Annotated in this window: 14 protein-coding genes and 1 pseudogene; 5 read left to right on the forward strand and 10 right to left on the reverse strand. The window is 39.1% G+C overall.

What is annotated here, in order from left to right; genetic code table 11:
* Positions 1-36: 36 nt before the first annotated feature.
* The 6 genes and pseudogenes from NST81_RS16865 to NST81_RS16890 all read right to left on the reverse strand — a co-directional run bounded on the left by NST81_RS16865 (position 37) and on the right by NST81_RS16890 (position 5,858).
* On the reverse strand, positions 37-1,158 hold the full coding sequence (locus tag NST81_RS16865) for a transposase (protein WP_341030394.1): 1,122 nt from the start codon (positions 1,156-1,158) through the stop codon (positions 37-39).
* An 11-nt stretch (positions 1,159-1,169) separates the two neighbouring features.
* Positions 1,170-1,575, reverse strand: a pseudogene (gene tnpA / locus NST81_RS16870) (IS200/IS605 family transposase).
* Positions 1,576-1,723: 148 nt separating this feature from the next.
* Positions 1,724-2,986: a threonine ammonia-lyase IlvA gene (gene ilvA, locus NST81_RS16875; RefSeq protein ID WP_156179274.1), complete on the reverse strand. Its 1,263-nt coding sequence runs from the start codon at positions 2,984-2,986 to the stop codon at positions 1,724-1,726.
* Positions 2,987-3,268: 282 nt separating this feature from the next.
* On the reverse strand, positions 3,269-4,123 hold the full coding sequence (locus NST81_RS16880) for a Cof-type HAD-IIB family hydrolase (RefSeq protein ID WP_048624283.1): 855 nt from the start codon (positions 4,121-4,123) through the stop codon (positions 3,269-3,271).
* A gap of 802 nt (positions 4,124-4,925) precedes the next feature.
* Complete coding sequence (gene sda / locus NST81_RS16885; protein WP_048624284.1) at positions 4,926-5,144, reverse strand: sporulation histidine kinase inhibitor Sda; 219 nt, start codon at positions 5,142-5,144, stop codon at positions 4,926-4,928.
* A 513-nt stretch (positions 5,145-5,657) separates the two neighbouring features.
* Positions 5,658-5,858 carry a hypothetical protein gene (locus NST81_RS16890; RefSeq protein ID WP_048624285.1) on the reverse strand — a complete coding sequence of 67 codons (201 nt, stop codon included), beginning with the start codon at positions 5,856-5,858 and terminating at the stop codon, positions 5,658-5,660.
* 186 nt (positions 5,859-6,044) lie between these two features.
* On the opposite strand from NST81_RS16890, the gene NST81_RS16895 reads away from it, so the two are divergent.
* On the forward strand, positions 6,045-6,887 hold the full coding sequence (locus NST81_RS16895; protein ID WP_048624286.1) for an alpha/beta fold hydrolase: 843 nt from the start codon (positions 6,045-6,047) through the stop codon (positions 6,885-6,887).
* Between the two features lie 13 nt (positions 6,888-6,900).
* On the opposite strand, the gene ybaK is transcribed toward NST81_RS16895, so the two are convergent.
* The gene (gene ybaK, locus NST81_RS16900; protein ID WP_003354922.1) at positions 6,901-7,383 is read right to left on the reverse strand and encodes a Cys-tRNA(Pro) deacylase; all 483 of its coding nucleotides are present in this window, start codon (positions 7,381-7,383) and stop codon (positions 6,901-6,903) included.
* 379 nt (positions 7,384-7,762) lie between these two features.
* Between ybaK and NST81_RS16905 the strand changes: the two genes are divergently transcribed.
* Together NST81_RS16905 and NST81_RS16910 are read left to right on the forward strand one after the other, a co-directional pair.
* Complete coding sequence (locus tag NST81_RS16905) at positions 7,763-8,413, forward strand: LytTR family DNA-binding domain-containing protein (protein WP_003354921.1); 651 nt, start codon at positions 7,763-7,765, stop codon at positions 8,411-8,413.
* Positions 8,414-8,636: 223 nt separating this feature from the next.
* Positions 8,637-10,157 carry an acetyl-CoA hydrolase/transferase family protein gene (locus NST81_RS16910; protein WP_328203680.1) on the forward strand — a complete coding sequence of 507 codons (1,521 nt, stop codon included), beginning with the start codon at positions 8,637-8,639 and terminating at the stop codon, positions 10,155-10,157.
* A 2-nt stretch (positions 10,158-10,159) separates the two neighbouring features.
* On the opposite strand, the gene NST81_RS16915 is transcribed toward NST81_RS16910, so the two are convergent.
* The 3 genes from NST81_RS16915 to NST81_RS16925 form a co-directional block, all read right to left on the reverse strand.
* Positions 10,160-10,306 (reverse strand): hypothetical protein, encoded by a 147-nt coding sequence (locus tag NST81_RS16915; protein WP_340402889.1) that lies wholly within the window; start codon positions 10,304-10,306, stop codon positions 10,160-10,162.
* 630 nt (positions 10,307-10,936) lie between these two features.
* Complete coding sequence (locus NST81_RS16920) at positions 10,937-12,100, reverse strand: IS256 family transposase (RefSeq protein ID WP_048623008.1); 1,164 nt, start codon at positions 12,098-12,100, stop codon at positions 10,937-10,939.
* A gap of 410 nt (positions 12,101-12,510) precedes the next feature.
* Entirely contained in the window at positions 12,511-14,463 is a 1,953-nt protein-coding gene (locus NST81_RS16925) for an LTA synthase family protein (protein ID WP_048624561.1), read from the reverse strand.
* 361 nt (positions 14,464-14,824) lie between these two features.
* Here NST81_RS16925 and NST81_RS16930 point away from each other — a divergent pair, with 361 nt between their 5' ends.
* Positions 14,825-15,577, forward strand: coding sequence for a class I SAM-dependent methyltransferase (locus NST81_RS16930; RefSeq protein WP_341030404.1), 753 nt, complete (start codon positions 14,825-14,827; stop codon positions 15,575-15,577).
* Between the two features lie 1,401 nt (positions 15,578-16,978).
* The gene (locus NST81_RS16935; RefSeq protein WP_048624562.1) at positions 16,979-18,244 is read left to right on the forward strand and encodes a glycosyl hydrolase family 18 protein; all 1,266 of its coding nucleotides are present in this window, start codon (positions 16,979-16,981) and stop codon (positions 18,242-18,244) included.
* Positions 18,245-19,114 lie beyond the last annotated feature (870 nt).

Genomic DNA, 19,114 nt, shown 5'->3' on the forward strand with positions numbered 1-19,114 from the left:
AATTTACTTAGCTATCGAGCCTGTTCCATGCTCTATTTATGATGATGTTAATGCCAACAGTCGCAATCCTTCACGCTTGATATTGATAGAAGCATTCCAATCTCTATCTGCTACAAAACCACAATCACAATGGAATATGCGCTCAGAAAGAGATAGAGACTCCTTTACTTGACCGCAACATGAACAAGTTTTGGATGATGGAAACCACTTATCTATTTTGATAAGCTTTTTCCCTTGCTCTTCTAACTTGTATTGGAGAAATTTCGTAAACATGCCCCATGCATGATCAGCAACGCTTTTGCCGAAATTGAGTGCTTGGGACATTCCCTTCATGTTGAGGTCTTCGATAACCACGCAATCATATAGTTTCGCTAATTTGTGCGATTCCTTATGTAGAAAGTCTTTTCGTTGATTCGCAATTCTTTCATGTAGCTTCGCCACTTTTAGTCGTTGCTTGTGCCAACGATTAGAACCTTTCTTTCTGCGTGATAGAACACGCTGTTCTTTCGCTAATTTTCCCAAGGCTTGGCGATAGAAACGAGGGTAATTGGCTGTCTTACCTTCTTCACTATCGACAAATAAACCGTTCATGGAAAAATCTAAGCCAACCACAGCTTGTACTTCTTTTTGTACAGGTTGATGTTCGCATTCAGTGAGAATAGAAACATAGTATTTTCCTGTTTTTGTTCGAGAAACCGTACAAGACTTGATGATATGATGTGACGGAATTTCTTGATGTTGTTTGATTTTTACAAGTTTCAGTTTCGGTAATTTGATATAACCATCCAAAAGCATAATGTTTCCGTTGACCACGTTGGTTGTGTAGGACTGTCTCGCCTTTCGGCTTTTGAACTTCGGAAATTCAGCACGACCAGAGAAGAAGTTTTGGTATGCCTTCTGCAAATTCAGTTGAGCGTTTGCCAACGCAAGGCTGTCTACTTCTTTGAGCCATGGAAATTCCTTTTTGTACTTTGCAGGAGTCGGGAATTTTTTTTGCTTTTTCAAGACTTCTTTGTCGTCCTTGAATGGTTCATATGTTTCCATTCGTTCAGCCAACATTTTGTTGTAGACGAAACGAACGCAACCGAAGGTTTTTGTAAGAAGTCGCTCTTGTTCTTGTGTTGGGTACAGACGAAATTTATATGCTTTGTTTGCCATATCAAATCACCTCACTTCCTCCCTTGATTTTCTATATACTGCTTTATCACTTCAATGGGCGCACCACCTGTTGTAAGTAAGCAAAAGCTTCTTGACCAAAAATACTCTTTCCAAAGTTTTCTTTTCACTTGTGGAAAATGCTTTTTGATAAGTCTTAGAACTTGCACTTTTATAGGCATTGATGAACTTTGATAGTTCACTATTCGGATGTGCTTTGAACAAAATATGCACATGGTCAAGATCGTGATTCCATTCGCCCAAGGAAATATTGTAATGTTCACCAAGTCGAATAAACATATCTTTTGCATAGTCAGATATGGGGTCATCAATCACTTGTCTGCGATATTTTACGACCAGAACAAGATGATAATACAAAAGGAATACCGAATGATTATTATTATCTAATTCCGTTGATATAACAGTCTTTCATTTATATAAATACTGATTATATCGTAGTACAAAAAAGAGACAACTTTAGGCTACGCCTAACCGAAATTCATCTCCACTTTCACTGGTGCTTCAGCGCCTTCACATTTAGAAGTAGGAGACTTCTTTCGGAGGGAAGTTAAATTAAAAAATTAAATAAAAGCGGGTCATTGTTAATTTCCATATACGGGAAGCCTTTGCGATTCATACGCTCAATCAGCGGGTAATAGTCTTCCCGTTTTTTCAATTCAATGCCTACAAGCACCGGTCCTTCATCACGGCTATTCTTTTTCGTGTATTCGAATCTTGTAATATCATCATGCTCGCCTAGCACATCAGACATAAATTCCCTTAATGCACCAGCGCGCTGCGGGAAATTGACGATAAAATAATGCTTTAATCCTTCATAAATAAGAGACCGCTCTTTGATTTCCTGCATTCGCGAGATATCATTGTTTCCTCCGCTTAAAACGCAGACAACATTTTTTCCTTTTATTTGATCTTTGTAAAAATCCAAAGCGGCGATAGGAAGAGCCCCTGCAGGTTCGGCCACAATCGCATTTTCATTGTATAAATTCAAAATCGTCGTACAAACTTTTCCTTCCGGCACCACCACGATGTCGTCCACAACTTCTTTGCAAATTTCCATTGTTAAATCTCCTACTTGCTTGACCGCGGCACCGTCAATAAACGGATCAATATTTTCTAAGTTCATCACTTTTCCGTTTTCCAATGATTTTTTCATACTTGGCGCCCCCTCCGGTTCAACGCCAATAATTTTTGTTTCCGGGCTGATGCTCTTTATATAAGAGCCGACGCCGGAAACTAATCCTCCCCCACCTATTGCAGCGAAAACAAAATCCACCGGTTCAGCACTGTCATTCATAATCTCTACCCCAACCGTTCCTTGTCCCGCAATAATGCGAGAATCATCAAACGGATGCACAAATATCATATCTTCTTTAGCACAACATTCTCTTGCTTTCATATATGAATCATCAAATGTATCTCCTGTTAAAATCACTTCTACATAAGAGCCGCCAAATAATTGAACTTGGGAAATCTTTTGCCGTGGAGTCGTCGTCGGCATAAAAATTTTTCCGTAGATTCCCAAATTTTTGCACGAATAAGCCACTCCTTGAGCGTGATTGCCGGCACTGGCGCATACGACTCCTTTTTTCCTTTCTTCTTCTGTCAAGCTCTGGATGAAGTGGTAGGCACCGCGTATTTTGAAAGAACGGACGATTTGCAAATCTTCCCTTTTTATATAAATATTGCATTGATAACGTTCGGATAATCGTTCATTTTTTTGTAGAGGTGTTTTTTCCACTACATCCTTCAGCATTTGATTGGCTACTACGATGTCTTCCACACTGATTTTTGTCAAAGCTTTGCTCATCATAACGCCCCTTCTTAATATTTGAATTTTAAAAATAATTCTAACACATTTTCGGTCAAATAGATGAACAAATTTTCTTAAAATGATGATTTTTATGATAGCTCACCTTTGAATCAAGCGCGAAAATAAACATAACATCATCTTAGCCAATGCCACTGATGATAAAAGAAAACTTACCACCAGCTAAGAATTTACATTCCCTACTGACGGTAAGTTCGATAAGCTGTTTTTGGATAGCTTATTGTCTCTATTGAATTTATTCGTATCATTCGGTCTTGGGAACTTTTAAAGAACTTCCAGTATTGCTTTTCCAACCCCATCTTCGTCATTCACCGCTGTCTCATGGCTGCAAATTTTTTTGATATCCGGATGGCCATTTCCCATCGCAACAGAGCGCCCCACTCTCTCAAACATAGAGAGATCGTTCAAGTTATCGCCGATCGCCATTGTTTCTTGCATAGATATGCCCATTCTTTCAGTAAACCACGTCAATGCGATTCCTTTTTGAGCTTTATTATGCGTCACTTCCAAATTCTCGCTTCCAGATGAACTTACCGAAATTTCCGGAAGCGCTTCTAATTTCTCTTTGACCCTCATCAATTCACTAGGATTTTTTGAAACAACAAGGAATTTATAAACAAGCTGATCATTGCTTTCGATAACGTGTTCATAGTTTTCTACAATCTGAATATGTCCTTTGGAGTATCGGTTTTTGGCCATTTCATAAATTTGATCCTCCGGCATATCTGGATTTGCCGTTTGAAAGATGTTCATTAACGTCTGAACGCCTTTTTCATAATGATCCGTATATATCCCTTTGTTAGTAAACACTTCGTAATAAGTATCCGAATGATAAAGAATTTCATAAATATCGAGGGATTGTTTGGCCGATAATTCATTTGTATGAATGATTTCGCCTTCTTTTGTTCTCACTTCCGCTCCATTCACACAAATAATTGGGCACTGTAAGCCAGCTTCCGCTAATACTGTTTGGGCTTCATCGTACGAACGCCCTGTGGCAATCACGACTTCTATTCCCTTTTCTTGGGCTTTTTTGATGGCTGTACGGTTACCCTCGCTAATCATCTGCCGGCTATTTAACAGTGTTCCATCCATGTCTGTAGCAATACATTTAATCATGCATTTCACCCTTATCTATTTCCTCATTACACTTTCAGCAATTCATTTCTATCTTACCATTTTTTAAAGACAAGATCAGTTTTCCGCACCCGTTTAAAGGCTGTCGAAACTTCAGTCCATCGAGTAGGAGGGAGCGATTAACTCCCGTCCTCTCACACCACCGTACGTACGGTTCCGTATACGGCGGTTCAATTAAGATAATTGACGCAAGTCTTTATAACTTCCGTGAATAGCTGTTCTCTTTATGCCAGTGGTCACTCCACCCTCCAAGAGGTCTCCCACGGGATTCACCGCTTCCTCCCTCAAGTGAGGTACTACGTTTTCTGTGTTCATCATGACTCACTGAATACCAAGGGCTATTCTCTCTTAATTGTTCGGTCCTTCTTAGTTGTTCTAGACCAACTAATACTATGACCTCTGCTGACTTCTGACGGTTCAGCTACTTATCACTAAGTAGGTTATGAAGAGTACTTCACATATCCGCCAGACCTCCCCGGGTAAGTACATGCACTTTCACACCATCTATCCGCCTCATTTACTCGATATGACCTTCGACAGAAAGAGCTTTGTTTTGTTATGCAAACTCACTCAATCATACCTAGCCTTATATGAGGTTCGTGTTCCTCGGACCGGTGTTTTGCCTCCAGCTTCCTTCAGATTCCGCGTCACCACGGACACCCTTGCTCTTGGCTAACCTCTACTTCTGTCTTCGGGGTTCGGGACTTACACCCTATAGTTCATGTACATGCCAGGCGCACATAAAAAAAACGTATGTCCCTATACATACGTTTTTGTGAAATCATTAATGAATAATCTGCCTTAATTTTTCATATTGTTTATCAGTTTTACTTTTAATTTTTCTTCGTTCGATTTCCATTTCCAGCAATTGAATAAAATCTTTAGAGAGATTTTCCGTTTTAGCTCGTTCATATACTTCCATCAACTGTTCATCCCTCAGCAAAACAAGCGATGGATTCACCTTTCCCAACCTCTTTTCCCTTTTTGATTTCTTTTGAATCATGAAAAGTTCCTCAAAACAAAAAAGGGGACCCGATCCTTAAAAATATGGCAACATTCCCGTTTTGATCAAGTATTCACCATTTAAGAAATAATTCAAAATTTCTGGGTAATGATCGTTTTTTCTGGCCTGATCCTCATTAACATCGATATTTTAATATGATTTTTAATAGAAATAAAGGGTTTTTCAAAAAATTCAACAAAATTTTCTTTCGACTTTATTAGCGTTTAGCCAGCATTCACTGTTCCACTCGTATTCTTGACATCCATCGATCCATTAATTTCAAATTTTCACCTTCTATTTAGTCAGATTTCATCGGGCTGTCACATTTTTTGCCGAAATGCGTCTTCATCATTTAGCAGCTTATGTTCAATTGATGTTCCCTCTGTATGGAATGCATTAAGTAGAAGCGATTTTTCGTTAACGAACAAGATTGCATGTTATCAGCAAAAAAAAGCATTCCATGGCCGAAAGAATTTTCAACATCCTTCCTTTTGATTTGAATAGCCATTACGATCACGCATCTGTTTGTTTGTCTGACCATCGTTTCTTACATGAAAAGTTTGCAAAAAACGCAAATCTCCTTTTTAATCGATAAATCACTTCTATATTTATTTTGCCATCAAAACAATAAAGCCTTTCTCCTCCCCAGACACCTTTTAAAAATCCACCCAAAAAACAGAATTCTTTGCGCCATTTCCAAAAAAACTCCCTCATTCACCATCTTCTGTCTATTATTGCCACCAAAAACACATGACCCAATCGAATGCTGCTGGGCAAAATAAATTTTGAAAAGATCAATGCCTGACGGTGTTTTATACCAAAAATGAAATGTTCGAATGTACATCTTATTTTCAATTTTATATAGATATGATACAATGCACACGCATTGGAGGGTCAAAAATGAGTAAAAGCGGTAAAAATATACCTTTTTTATTGTCACTTTTACTGTTATTAGCTTATATCAGTTTTCAATTATTGAATCGGTCCGAACCGGTCAATTCGCAAAATCAAACCTATATCGATCCACCGACCATTTTTGTTCATGGCTATAAAGGAACTTACAACTCTTTTAACGGAATGCTGAACCGCTTTGAATATAACTATCATTGGGGTCATCGTGTGCTGATTTGCAAAGTGGCAAAAAACGGACATCTTTTCGTGAACGGGCATATCCCAAATGACAGCCATAGAATGTTCATTCAAGTCGTTTTTGAAAACAACCGAGCCAGTTTTCAGGACACTTCCCATTGGCTTTCTGAAGTGATGCTTTTGTTAAAAGAACGATACGGGATTGAAAATGTGAATATTGTCGGCCATTCCATGGGGGGAATTATTTCAACCAAGTTTCTCCTGGATCACGGCAACCAGCTTCGCTATCCTAAAGTAGAAAAATTGGTCACCATTGGCAGCCCTTTTTTGGGGATTGACCAATCCTCTTACTTTAAAGTGAATAGCGGACCAGCCGCTCTCGATTTAAAACCTGGATCTAAAGCTCTACAAGACCTATGGAGAAAATCGAACCACTTCCCACCAGACGTCAAAGTACTCGCTATTGCCGGAAAAGGCGACCAAGTAGTCAACATTTCAAGCGCCTTGTCTATCCGAAGAATGGTCCCTCGCCACAATTATCAAGACAAAATCGTCCAGAATGTACAAGTGACACATAGCGGCCTGCATGAAAGCACCGAAGTCGACCATTTTATCGGAACATTTTTATGGGGCCTGACCCCTTTCACACATTAAAGTGTGAAGGGGGTCAGGCCCCTTTAACTAGATCTTCTATTTTGGCGTTGACGACTTTTTGCAAGTCTGCGGGTGACAATTCTATTTGAACTCCAATTTTTCCTCCGCTTACTATAATTTCATGACAGTTTAACGCCTGCTTATCGATAAAAACGGGGTAATGCTTTTTCATGCCGATGGGCGAACAGCCACCGCGAACATAACCCGTCCACTTTTGCAGCTCGTTGACAGGGAGCATCTCTACCTTTTTTTCTCCTGCTACTTTAGCAGCCTTTTTCAAGTCCAGTTCAGACGCTACCGGAATGACAAACACATACAGCTGCTTTGTTCCGCTTTGAACCACCAGTGTTTTAAACACACAATGAGGATCTTTGCCGAGGTTTTCCGCTACCGAAACACCGTCTATTTTTCCGCCATGTGGTTCATACGTATAAACCTTATAGGGAATCTTTTTAGTATCCAGCATCCTTATGGCGTTCGTTTTTGCTTTTGACATCTTAATCACCTTTCCGTCTAGTTGCTTACTCCGCCGGCGCGTCAGCCACTCATAAAAGCAACGAGAGATTCCATTCTTCCATACGCCGTCTAATACATATCGCTGTTTTCATATCTCCTGTTCCCCTGGGAAACCGCTTCTTCGTTGATTTCTTCACTCTTTATTATCCGACAAATTTCGAGCATCTTCAATTTTTTGAACCTTCAACCGGTGGAAGACCATCATATATATCAAAAATAGATCAATTTTAATGTAAACGTTCTTTTAAGCACGGAATCAAGTTGGTATAATAAATGGTAAAGGTTTTACGATTTTCGAAAAAACCTAATATTTCGACATCGTTCATACAGAAGTACAAAGTTGGAGGAGTTGACACCTAGTGGACAAATTTACCGTCGCTTCTGTAATGGGAATTCTTTCTGAATACTTGCCTAAAAACACTTCAATCGCGATTTCCGACCACAAACAATATATTTATTATAAACCAAGTAAAACAGTTGATTTAAAAATAAAGCCCGGGGACCCCGTAAAACAAGGGACCGCTGCCTACAAAGCACTGTCAACAGGCCAAAAAGTTTCTCTCTATATTGATGAAGAAGTGTTCGGCGTTCCTTATTTCGGCATGAGCATCCCTATTTTTGAAAAAGATCGTCCTGCTGGAGCGATTACAACCATTCTGCCGGCTAAACCTTCACCCATTTCTGCGAATTTCTTAACCATTAAGTTTAATGAGAGATGGTATCCTATTCCTTATGAGCAAATTGTCTATTTAGAAGCGCAAAATCGCAAAACGAAAGTCCAGTCGGAAACATTGGAAGGAACTCATAAACTGAATTTAACGGAACTCGAATATCTATTGCCAAATAACTTGTTTATTAGAGTTCACCGTTCTTATATTATTAATGTTCATTTTATTAAAGAAATTCATCCTGATTCCCATTCCACTTTTTTGCTGATTATGAAAAATAACGTAAAGATTCCTGTCAGCCAAACGTACGCTAGCATTTTTCGCAGATCCCTTAACTTTTAAAAGAACAATGAAAATTTTTTCCATTTTCTTTTATATGACCCTCTTGCGATGTCAAAAGGGAAGCCTTTTTTTAAAAATGCATCTAGCATTAAAGTATCTAAAATTCTTTTTTGAGAAATTTTTTTCTGCTTTACAACAAAATTAAGGCTTTTCATACAAAAAATAATGAGATTTCCCCCTTAAATTGGTAGAATGTTTTAAACAATCAAAGGGGGGATTTTTGGTGGAGAAACGTATTGCAGAACGCTTACGTGATCCTAGATTAGCTGATCGAATTGTTCCAGCTCACGAGGCTGCTTCATGGATTCAAGATGGGATGACATTGGGGTTGAGCGGTTTTACGCGCGCTGGGGATGCAAAAGCTGTTCCACTAGCTTTAGTGGATCGTGCTAAAACCGAAAAATTCAAAGTAAACGTTTTCACAGGAGCTTCTCTCGGATTTGATATCGATAAACTAATGGCCGAAGCAGGCATTATCCATAAACGCCTTCCTTTCCAAGCAGATCCAGTAATGCGTAAAAAAATAAATCAAGGAGAAATGCTGTTTGTAGATCAACACCTTTCTCACGTAGCCGAATATGTCCGCAATGATGTGTTAGGCAAAATTGATTTTGCTATTATTGAAGCTACAGCGATTACCGAAGACGGAATTCTCATTCCAACTACATCAGTTGGAAATAATTCTATTTTTATTGAAAAAGCAGATGCCGTTATTGTGGAAATTAATTTGGCCCAACCTGCAGAATTAGAAGGGCTTCATGATGTTTATAATCTGGCTCCACAAGGAAAACGCGAACCTATTCCGTTGACAAAAGTGGATTCAAGAATTGGTCAAATCGGCATTCCTCTTGATCCGGAAAAAGTAAAAGGCATTGTGATTACAGACGCTTCTGATTCTCCTTCAACCATCGTGCCGCCGGATGAAGAGACGGCTGTTATGGCCAATCATTTAATCGATTTCCTCAGAAAAGAAATTAAAGCCGGCCGGCTGGATAACACTTTAGCTCCTATTCAATCAGGGATCGGATCCGTAGCCAATGCGGTGCTGCACGGCTTGCTAGTTTCCGAATTTGAAGATTTGGAAGTATATTCTGAAGTTCTTCAAGACGCCGTATTTGATCTAATTGACAGCGGTAAAGTACGCTTTGCTTCAGGCTGCTCCATCACGTTGTCCGAAGAAAAAATGAAAGCCGTTTTTTCAAATTTGGACCGCTATAAAGACAAGCTCATTTTGCGGCCACAAGAAATTTCCAACCATCCAGAAGTTATCCGCCGCCTCGGATTAATTTCTATTAATACTGCGTTGGAAGTTGATATTTATGGCAATGTCAACTCGACACACGTGACAGGAACAAAAATGATGAACGGTATTGGAGGCTCCGGTGATTTTGCAAGAAATGCCCGTCTTTCTATTTTTGTGACTAAGTCCATCGCCAAAGACGGCAAAATCTCTAGTATCGTGCCTTTTGTCTCCCATGTAGATCATACCGAACATGATGTGGACATCATCGTAACCGAACAAGGATACGCTGACTTAAGAGGACTCGCTCCTCAAGAACGTCCACGCTTGATCATTGAAAACTGCGCTCATCCAATGTATAAAAAACAACTGCTTGCATACTATGAAGAAGCCCTAAAAGTAGGTGGTCAAACACCTCATGTTTTAGAAAAGGCATTTTCTTGGCATGCCAATTATTTAAAAAACGGAACCATGCTGTTTGATCACCAATATATCAATTCTTAATCTTAAACTCCCGTTTCCAGACGGGAGTTTTTCATTTTCACTTTATCAGTTGAACTAGCGATAGCGTGCGAAGCAATAAACCACTGTGGGTGGCGACGATTGGCGCTTAGGATCGTCCGCAAACCTTCCCACCGAATATCTAAAAACAAAAGCCCTCCTTTTACAGATTGGTAGAATCTATCTTATAAAGGCCGTCAAAACCGTTAGTCATCCATCGTTTTTATAAAAGATCTTATTATTTAGGGATGCATGGGAACGCTTTTGTTGTGTCGATAACCAAAAAAGTGCATCGTTTGGCAATTAAGAGCATGCACAAAATACTGCATAACCGCTGCTTACATGGAGCGGAGGGCATAAGGCTCTCGAGTGCCTGCAAAGCTTCTTGAGGCTGTCATTTGCCAAAAATCATGACCGCAGAGGCTCCATGTCAATCATTGAAGTAGTATTTAGTTTGATGAATACACTTATTTGCCATTTTACTACATTTTTTAATTGCCAAATACGCTTTTGTTACCCCGTTTTCTCCGCCCGCAAACATGATATTCTTCCGCCTACCAACTGATGATCCCTAGATTCATATGCCTCTAATCGTTCCATCATAAATAACCCACACTCTTCCCCGGTACCGTCAAGAATTTTGTGTAAGAGAGTATTCTCAGATACGTTTTTTTAATCTTGGAGGAGGTGTTTAGTTGTCTTATATGAGACTGAATATTCAGTCTCATATAAGACAACTTAGTCTCCCTAGACTCTGTTCTTCATGAACAAAATTTGGTCTTTCAGTATCTTTCTTCAAACATATCTTGAAGTGCCTTGTATGCCGTAGAAAACCCTTTAAGTTTTCTAGTGGACCATTTTTCATTCAAGTCCTGTACCGTTAAGAACGTGATTTTTTCTGCTGCTTCAATACTGGTTAAGCTGTTCATCGTTTTGAGTCGTTTACGTATATCTTTAATCGTTCGTTCAATAGCATTGGTCGTGTAGATGACACTACGAATACTGGTCGGATATTTCATGAATGTTAGGAGGACATCTAAATCCTGTTCCCAAGATTGGACTTCTCTAGGATACTTTTTAGACCACTTGTCTTTAAACTCATGAAAGGCTTGAATGGCTGCGTCTCTTGTCATCGAACGATAGATCAGCTTTAGGTCTTCAGCCACTTCAAATTGGTCTTTTTTCCTTACCTTGTTTAACGTATTTCTTACTTTGTGGACCACACATCGTTGAACATCGGCTTTCGGATAGACGGCTTTAAAGGCTTCTTCAAGACCTGGGAGTCCATCAAAAACACCAAGTAAGACTTCATGAGCACCGCGTGTATAAAGGTCTTGGAGAATCTCTTGCCAGCCATGCGCGCTTTCTTGACCTCCAACGTAAAAGCCAAGAATTTCACGATAACCTTCTTCATTGACACCAAGAACAACGTAAATGACTTCTTTGGCATACGTATCACGACGAACTTTTATATAAAACCCATCAAGATACAACACAGAATACCGTTTGTTTAATGGACGTTGTTGCCATTTTTGAATATCCTCCAACGCGGCATCTGTAATATGACTAATCGTGGTAGGAGAGTAGGTTGAACCAAGAATTCTTTCGATAAACTTCCCAATTTCTCGAGTGCTCATCCCACTTTGATACATTTTAATAATCGCCTGTTCCAGCCAGCCGTCTTGACGTTGATAAGGCTCAAACAGTTGAGTCTGGAAATCCCCGTTGCGATCTCTTGGAACCGTAAGAGCTTCTATTTTCCCGTACTTTGTATCAAGAGTACGGTGATAATAACCATTTCTTGAGTTTTGAACGTGTTCCTGTTCCACTTGGAGGAAATTTTTGATTTCTTCTCTCATGATGAATTCAAGCTTTTCTTGAACAAAATCTTTTATCATATTTTCCAGTTGATTTGCGAAATCTGAGTTGAGTATACTATTACTCATAAGGTAGGGTATCTCCTTTCAGTTTTGTTTGGTCGCAAATCTGAGAATACCCTGCCTTTTTCTTTTTTTCTAGTAGAAAAATTTGCTTACACAAAATAATTTACATCATCTCTTCCCCTCCTCCTTTTCGCAAGTCAAAGATATTAAAAATCGAGTTGGATATTTCAATCACATAAAACTTAAAGGACCTTTACTTCATTCAGTACAGAGTCAAAAAAATGGCTTTTGTTTCATTCTGCTTCACAAAATAAATGAAACAAAAGCCGATTCCTATAGATGATTATGATCACGGATACAGAAAAACAAAATCTCCCTCCCTTAACAACTTGAATTGTTGCAAGGGAGGGAGACATATTCAACACATCATCAGCAAGGTGATTTCTCATCTGATGAAAGTTTTAATCCTTTATTTATTTATTTTCTTTTATATTTTGTTCTGTTTTTTTGACAGAGTAATCATAATCTGCACGATTTACGGGTTTAAATCCTTTTGGATGGTGGAAACGCAGCAAGTCTCCGTATACTACTCGGTCGGAAAAATCCAGCATAGCTTTTACTTGTTTGTTTGGACGCGAACATGCATTTTTGTTTGGCACTTGTTTTCCAGTAGCATTGCTGTAGCATTTTCCGCTTACATACGTATATTGAGGTGTTACAAAGTCGCCGTTTCGGAACGGAACGATTTGGCGATGTTGTTTAGAAAGCAAGTCCGTTCCAAACTCGATGTAATCTTTCGTATCAATTCCCAACAAATGAAGAATCGTTGGACGAACGTCAACATCACCGGCATATTCATGCATTACTCCACCTTTAACACCCGGCACGTGAATGAACAATGGCACACGTTGCAATTGGGCATTTTCGAAAGGAGTAATTTCTTTACCCATTACTTTAGCCATTGCATCGTTATGGTTTTCGGAAATTCCGTAATGGTCACCATACAACACAATGATGGAATTATCGTAAAGACCCGATTTCTTCAGATCGTCAAAGAATTGCTTTAACGCTTCATCCATGTAATGAGCTGTTTGGAAATAATGGTTGACAATCGAGTCTCCAAAATCTCCTGCTGGAAAATCCGTATCCCCCTCATCCAACGGGAACGGAAAATGGTTCGAAAGCGTGATGAATTTCGCATAAAACGGTTGTTTCAAGCTCTTTAACAGAGGCATGGACTCTCTAAAGAACGGCTTATCTTTCAAACCATAGTTCAGCACGTCTTTATCATTCATATCATAATAGGCAGAGTCAAAGAAATAATCGTACCCTAACGATTTATACATTTCATCGCGGTTCCAGAACGTCTTTGTATTGCCATGGAATGCCGCGGAAGTGTACCCATGCGTTTTTAAAATGGCCGGAGTGGCTTGGTACGTATTCAAAGCTTTATTCGTGAAAACTGACCCTTGAGGTAACGGGAACAGCGAGTTTTCCATCATAAATTCTGCATCAGACGTTTTCCCTTGTCCAGTTTGATGGAAGAAATTATCAAAATAAAATGTATTGTTGTCGTGAGCCAACGAATTTAAAAACGGTGTTACTTCTCGTCCATTTAATTTATAGTCAATCATAAAGTTCTGGAACGATTCCAGAGAAACGAAAATGACATTCTTTCCTTTTGCTTTACCGAAATATTGCGGGTTCGGCTCTGCATAATTGGATTTTACGTAATTCTCAATATCCGCAATATCCGAGCTGTCCGCCAGTGCTCTTTGTGCAGAAGAACGGACGTTTTGAATCATGTCATACACAGCGTAGTTGTACATACCTAAGTATTTCACAATATAGTTGCGGTCAAACGTACGCTGCAGAAGCTCAGGACGATCTGATTCCGCCAGTCCCAAGTTGACCATAAAGATGATAAAACCGGACATAAAAACACCAACAACCGGGCGCCATCCAATTTTCCCTTGTGGTTTTACCACTTTGAAGACAACCAGTAAAATCAAAATGATAATGTCCAAGAAATAAAGAACATCATACGGCTTCATCAACGCAAATGCGCTGTCTCCCAAATTTCCGATGCTATTCGTTTTTGCCTGCGTCAAAACCGGCACTGTAATAAAGTCATTGAAAAACCGGTAATAGACAATGTTTGCATACAGTAAAAAGGAAAGAAGAAAATTGATAACTATAATCGCAATATTTCTTCCTTTCCCTTTAAAAAACAATCCAAAGGCAAGAAACAAGATAGCGGAGCTAATGGGGTTTATAAAAAGCAAAAATTCTTGTATTTTATTGTTAATGCCAAGGTTGAATTCTACTTTGTAAGCAATATACGTCTTAATCCAGAACAAAATCACAGCTAAAAAGAAAAACGAGAGTTTCATATTAAACAACCCTCTTTTTCCTATCTTTTCCATATTCAACTTTGTTTCACTCCTTCGGATTAAAACTCTAATGACCATTATAATACATTGTTTAAGAAATTGAAAATATATTTTTAGACAAAATTTACAAACTGTACTTGCAATTTTACAAATAGGAAGCATTGTATGTAATTACTTCTTTTAATCTCATTTATACAACGTTTACAGTCATTATGCAAACAAAAACCTTTAGATAATTTTTCCTTTTCGAAATTCAGCCATACAGCGGACGTTATGGCTGAAAACTGCAAACCAATGTTACGGCCCTTTTAAATGATCATCCGCAAAACGTATCACTCTAAGCGGCTGTTCTTCATAGCATGATGATATATTTTGCGCTAACGGGGTGAAAATAGTGAAACCAACATATCAAGACGCTCTTGCCGCTTATGGAATTGGCGGTGCTCATCCGGGGGGGCTTTCGTTAACGAGAAAGATTCTGAAGAAGGAGAACATCAGCCGGAGGTCAAAAATTTTGGACGCTGGCTGCGGGACGGGCCAAACGGCCGCCTTTCTTTCGAAATCTTTTCGATGTTCGGTCACGGCTTTAGACAATCATCCGACAATGATTCAAAAAGCCAAACAAAGGTTTTCCGATGAACGACTTCCCGTTCATGCGATTCAAGGGAACGTAGAAAGCCTTCCTTTTTCAGATGCCTCCTTTGATTTTGTGCTTTCCGAATCCGTTACGGCTTTTACAAACATTGCAGATTCTCTAAAAGAATACTGTAGAGTGTTAAAACCAGGCGGAGTTTTATTGATGATTGAAATGACAGCAGAAAAACCTTTCCAGCCGTTGGAATTGAAGGACATGAAAAGAGTTTACGGAATTTCCAACGTATTTTTAGAGACCGAATGGATCCAACACTTGCATCGTTCCGGATTTGCCGAAGCTGCCGTTATCTTTTCCAACACCGTTCAATCGGAACTTCAAAAAAACTCTCCAGAAAAAGATGACTACCCGGAGTATCAAATCTCAGACCCTGTGGATCCCCAAGTGGAAGAATTGCTTCATGAACATATGAATCTTTCCCGTTTGTATCAAAACATTTTAGGATACCGTGTCTACCGTGCTGTTCGTCCATCTTTAGCAAGAAATCAAGAATAAATGATCAAAACCTGATACCTGTGCGAGATTATCCCTTTCGCCATCCCTCATAAATACAAAAAAAATTTGTTTCGGTCTTAGAACAGAACCTTTGTCTCTGGCTTTAGTTTGCTGCGTGAACGCCACTAACGGGAGGATAGTTATTCAAGACGAATTTTTCTTGTCATTCAACTCTAAAAATCACCTAATCGATTCCCCTACAAAAATGCGGATTAGAAAAAAATAGCCACGAATCCACTTAGTGATCTAAATGTCGGCTGTAAACAGACGTTTCGACATCTGCTGCCAAGATTTTTTGTTTTGATTTTTTTCAACATCATTTTTGAATAAGCTAACGTTTGTGCTATGAAGCAGCACCAATGACACTAGGCATTTCATCGATATGACCATTAGGACAAAATAACTAACCTTCCTTTTTTGCTTCGATAATCGGACGGGGCTAAAATACCTATTCTCATCCAAAAATCTTATCACAACAGGAAATTCAAATCATGACATATATAATAGTAGAAAAACGGAAAATCCAACATACTCGCTTCCACATTATAATGAAAGCAGCCCTTTATAACCCCCTATTTCATCACCACAGTAGAAAGAAAAAGCGGCATCTAAAACGAAAGCGATCTTGCCAAAACATTAGAAGAGGCTGGAACTTTATGTGCCAGCCTTTCATTTTGAATGGATGAACGCACTGGGAATGAAACGATTTTTTGTCCTCTCTTCTTTCGCAATGGCTGGAGCGTTCGTAGCTGTTGTCAACGTCATGTTCCATATCTTTAAAGGTCAAGCAACTACCTTGTTAAAAATTGCAGCAAAAGACATATTTCTACAGCAGTGAAATCTTGTTGAAAACCGATAATAGCCACTGTCGGACAAGCATGATATCGGTTTGCTTTATGGCAAGGCCGCATGCTTGCCGCATATCATTCGTTTCCTTCCCGGCGCTGAATATCAGTAGTGAACCTTTTAAATCCAACTGTTGCATGAAATAAAATCAAGTAAAACTTTCGATCTTTTTCACGAAAGAAAATCTATTAATAGATTAAAGACGATTTGTAAAATTCAAATATCTATTATGTAAAAAATATATAAAAACAGTAAAAATATGACTAAATTTCCATAAACAAAAGATCTCTCCTATAAAGTCATTGGTTTGGATTCGCCTAAATTGCTTCAGCAAACTAAAGAAAGATTGTACGTAAAACTCTTCAACATGTTAGCCTTCCATGAACGTAAACACGAAGACATGAGATTAAAAAGTCTCTAAAAAATCATGTTTGTCATACCGCTCTCCTTGAATTCGCATTCATTTGACAATACAAGAAGAATCATTGCTTTTGCCAAAATCATTACATGTTTTTTCTTTCTGAACATATTTATACAATGAAAGGAGAAGAGGCCATGTTTTTTATCCATGTCGTGAAGCCCGGAGATTCACTTTATTCGATTTCTCAAAATTACGGGGTTTCTTTTCAAAGGCTGCAAGAAATAAACGGGGTATATCCGGGAGGTTTAGTCCCCGGCCAAGATATAGTTGTTCCAAGTTCCACCTACATTGTTCAACCGGGAGATTCTCTCTATACCATCGCTCAAAAAGCATTTTTATCTGTTCAAACGATCCGAGCTGCCAATCGATTAACTTCCGATGTCATTTATCCGGGAATGCGCCTCTATTTACCATCGCACCCCAAATATTCAACTGAAGATTTAAGTTTTATTTATCCTGGTACACCTACGGAAGATGAACAGCTGATCAGGTCTTTTTCTCCCATCAGTACGTATTTTGCCATGTTTGAATATCACATTTTGCCCGTAGTCGCTTTAAGCACCTTAAATGATCGTTATACCATTCAAACATCTCGCTCGTTTCGGGTAGCCCCGCTTGCCACCATTACGAATTTAACTTCAGAAGGATTCAGCTCAGCATTGATCCGCCAAGTATTGTCAAACCCGCAGATCCGAAACAGGGTTGTGAATGAAATTGTCACGCTTGTAACACAAAAAAATTATTCAGGGGTGACCATCGACTTTGAAAGAGTGGCTGAAACAGAAAGAGACTTATTTACAGGATTTCTTCGGATTTTAAATCAACGTTTGAAAGATCGCGGCCGTTATTATCTTTCTGTCGCCCTTCCAGCAAAAACGGACGATCAAATTCCTTGGTTGAGAGGATACGACTACGGAGGGATTGGATCAGTTGTTGATTTCACGTTTATCATGGCTTACGATTGGCATACTCCTGATTCTCCTCCAGGACCTGTTGCCCCTATTCAAGAAGTGCGAAGAACCATAGAATATGCCATCAACCAAATGCCTTCAAACAAAATCATTCTAGGTTTTCCGCGTTACGGATATGAATGGACTATGTCAAACGGAAGCGTCCAAAGCGCCCGTGCTGTTTCGGTTGACATGGCCATACAACTAGCCTCTTCTCACCAAGTGCCCATCCAGTATTCAAATGAATACCAACAGCCCCATTTTACGTTCCGCGATGAAAATGGGAGAAGGCATATTGTCTGGTATGAAGATGCCCGAGCACGCGTAGCGAAGCTTTTATTAGTCCCTAGGTATCGATTAAGAGGAGTCGGAGCATGGCAGCTTGGATTGCATTTTCCTCAGTCCGGATTTATTGTCAGTGAATTGTTTGATGTTCGGAAAGTATTGTAACGGTCAGCCCCCAACTCTTTTCACGTGTGAGTAGATGGCTATTGACTTGTTTAAGATACCTTTTGTAAATTTCCACTAACAATTACACCCCAACAATCAGAACAAGATCCAGTTTAGTCGTATAATTGTGTAAAAAGAGAAATAAGAAAAGAGCCATGTTGCTTCCCTTTGATAGAATAAACAATAACCGCCAAATATAAGGTGGTATGCAACAATGGCTCAATATCATATTCCCGTAAAAGATAGACTTTTGCACGGATTATCGACGAAGGATGGGGGAATCTGCTGGAATAAATCCCTAATTAATCCTCTAGGCGCAAACAAAAGAACAGCCTGGTGCCCTCCGTTATGAACAAACGGATAAACATAAAGTCTATCGAAACAGTCCGTATCCATGTCAGTTGGCGCGTTTCACGAATAAGAGATGGAAGTTCACCACCGAATTGTTTCAACTATACCAACGAAGTGAACAAGTTCTAATACCAGCACGAATGAAAATGGTGAAGAATAGGGGTGTCTGCCCGAAAGATGACCTAATCACGGAAGACTCGTTTGGAACTTCATTTTCCAAATCCATTATCTCCTCGCCGTGCAATTGGTGTCGGGTCACATCATCTTGGTTTAGAAACATCGACAACCTTGGTAGTCGATTAACATTCAGTACATCAGAAAAATCTTATTCATGAAGATGATGTTATTGTATACTAAACTAACTTGTCTGAAAGGGAAAGATTTCAGAAAACCGCATCATTTTCTTTTTTTAAAAATATTTAAAATTGACGAAACTAAAAAACCAAAAGCAACTGCTACAATTATTTTTCCTGACGTTTGATTTATATAATTCGTCTTAGAAAAGTATGCAATTATAAT

Source organism: Bacillus sp. FSL W8-0223, from assembly GCF_038006805.1.
GTDB classification, from domain to species: domain Bacteria; phylum Bacillota; class Bacilli; order Bacillales; family DSM-4216; genus Bacillus_O; species Bacillus_O smithii.

Bases quoted from the DNA above. Each gene is read 5' to 3' on its own strand.
- sda (WP_048624284.1), bottom strand. From the start codon at position 5,144: ATGATTCAAAAGAAATCAAAAAGGGAAAAGAGGTTGGGAAAGGTGAAT.
- NST81_RS16890 (WP_048624285.1), bottom strand. From the start codon at position 5,858: ATGAGGGAGTTTTTTTGGAAATGGCGCAAAGAATTCTGTTTTTTGGGT.
- NST81_RS16925 (WP_048624561.1), bottom strand. From the start codon at position 14,463: ATGGAAAAGATAGGAAAAAGAGGGTTGTTTAATATGAAACTCTCGTTT.
- NST81_RS16880 (WP_048624283.1), bottom strand. From the start codon at position 4,123: ATGATTAAATGTATTGCTACAGACATGGATGGAACACTGTTAAATAGC.
- NST81_RS16865 (WP_341030394.1), bottom strand. From the start codon at position 1,158: ATGGCAAACAAAGCATATAAATTTCGTCTGTACCCAACACAAGAACAA.
- NST81_RS16920 (WP_048623008.1), bottom strand. From the start codon at position 12,100: ATGAGTAATAGTATACTCAACTCAGATTTCGCAAATCAACTGGAAAAT.
- NST81_RS16935 (WP_048624562.1), top strand. From the start codon at position 16,979: ATGTTTTTTATCCATGTCGTGAAGCCCGGAGATTCACTTTATTCGATT.
- ybaK (WP_003354922.1), bottom strand. From the start codon at position 7,383: ATGTCAAAAGCAAAAACGAACGCCATAAGGATGCTGGATACTAAAAAG.
- ilvA (WP_156179274.1), bottom strand. From the start codon at position 2,986: ATGATGAGCAAAGCTTTGACAAAAATCAGTGTGGAAGACATCGTAGTA.
- NST81_RS16895 (WP_048624286.1), top strand. From the start codon at position 6,045: ATGAGTAAAAGCGGTAAAAATATACCTTTTTTATTGTCACTTTTACTG.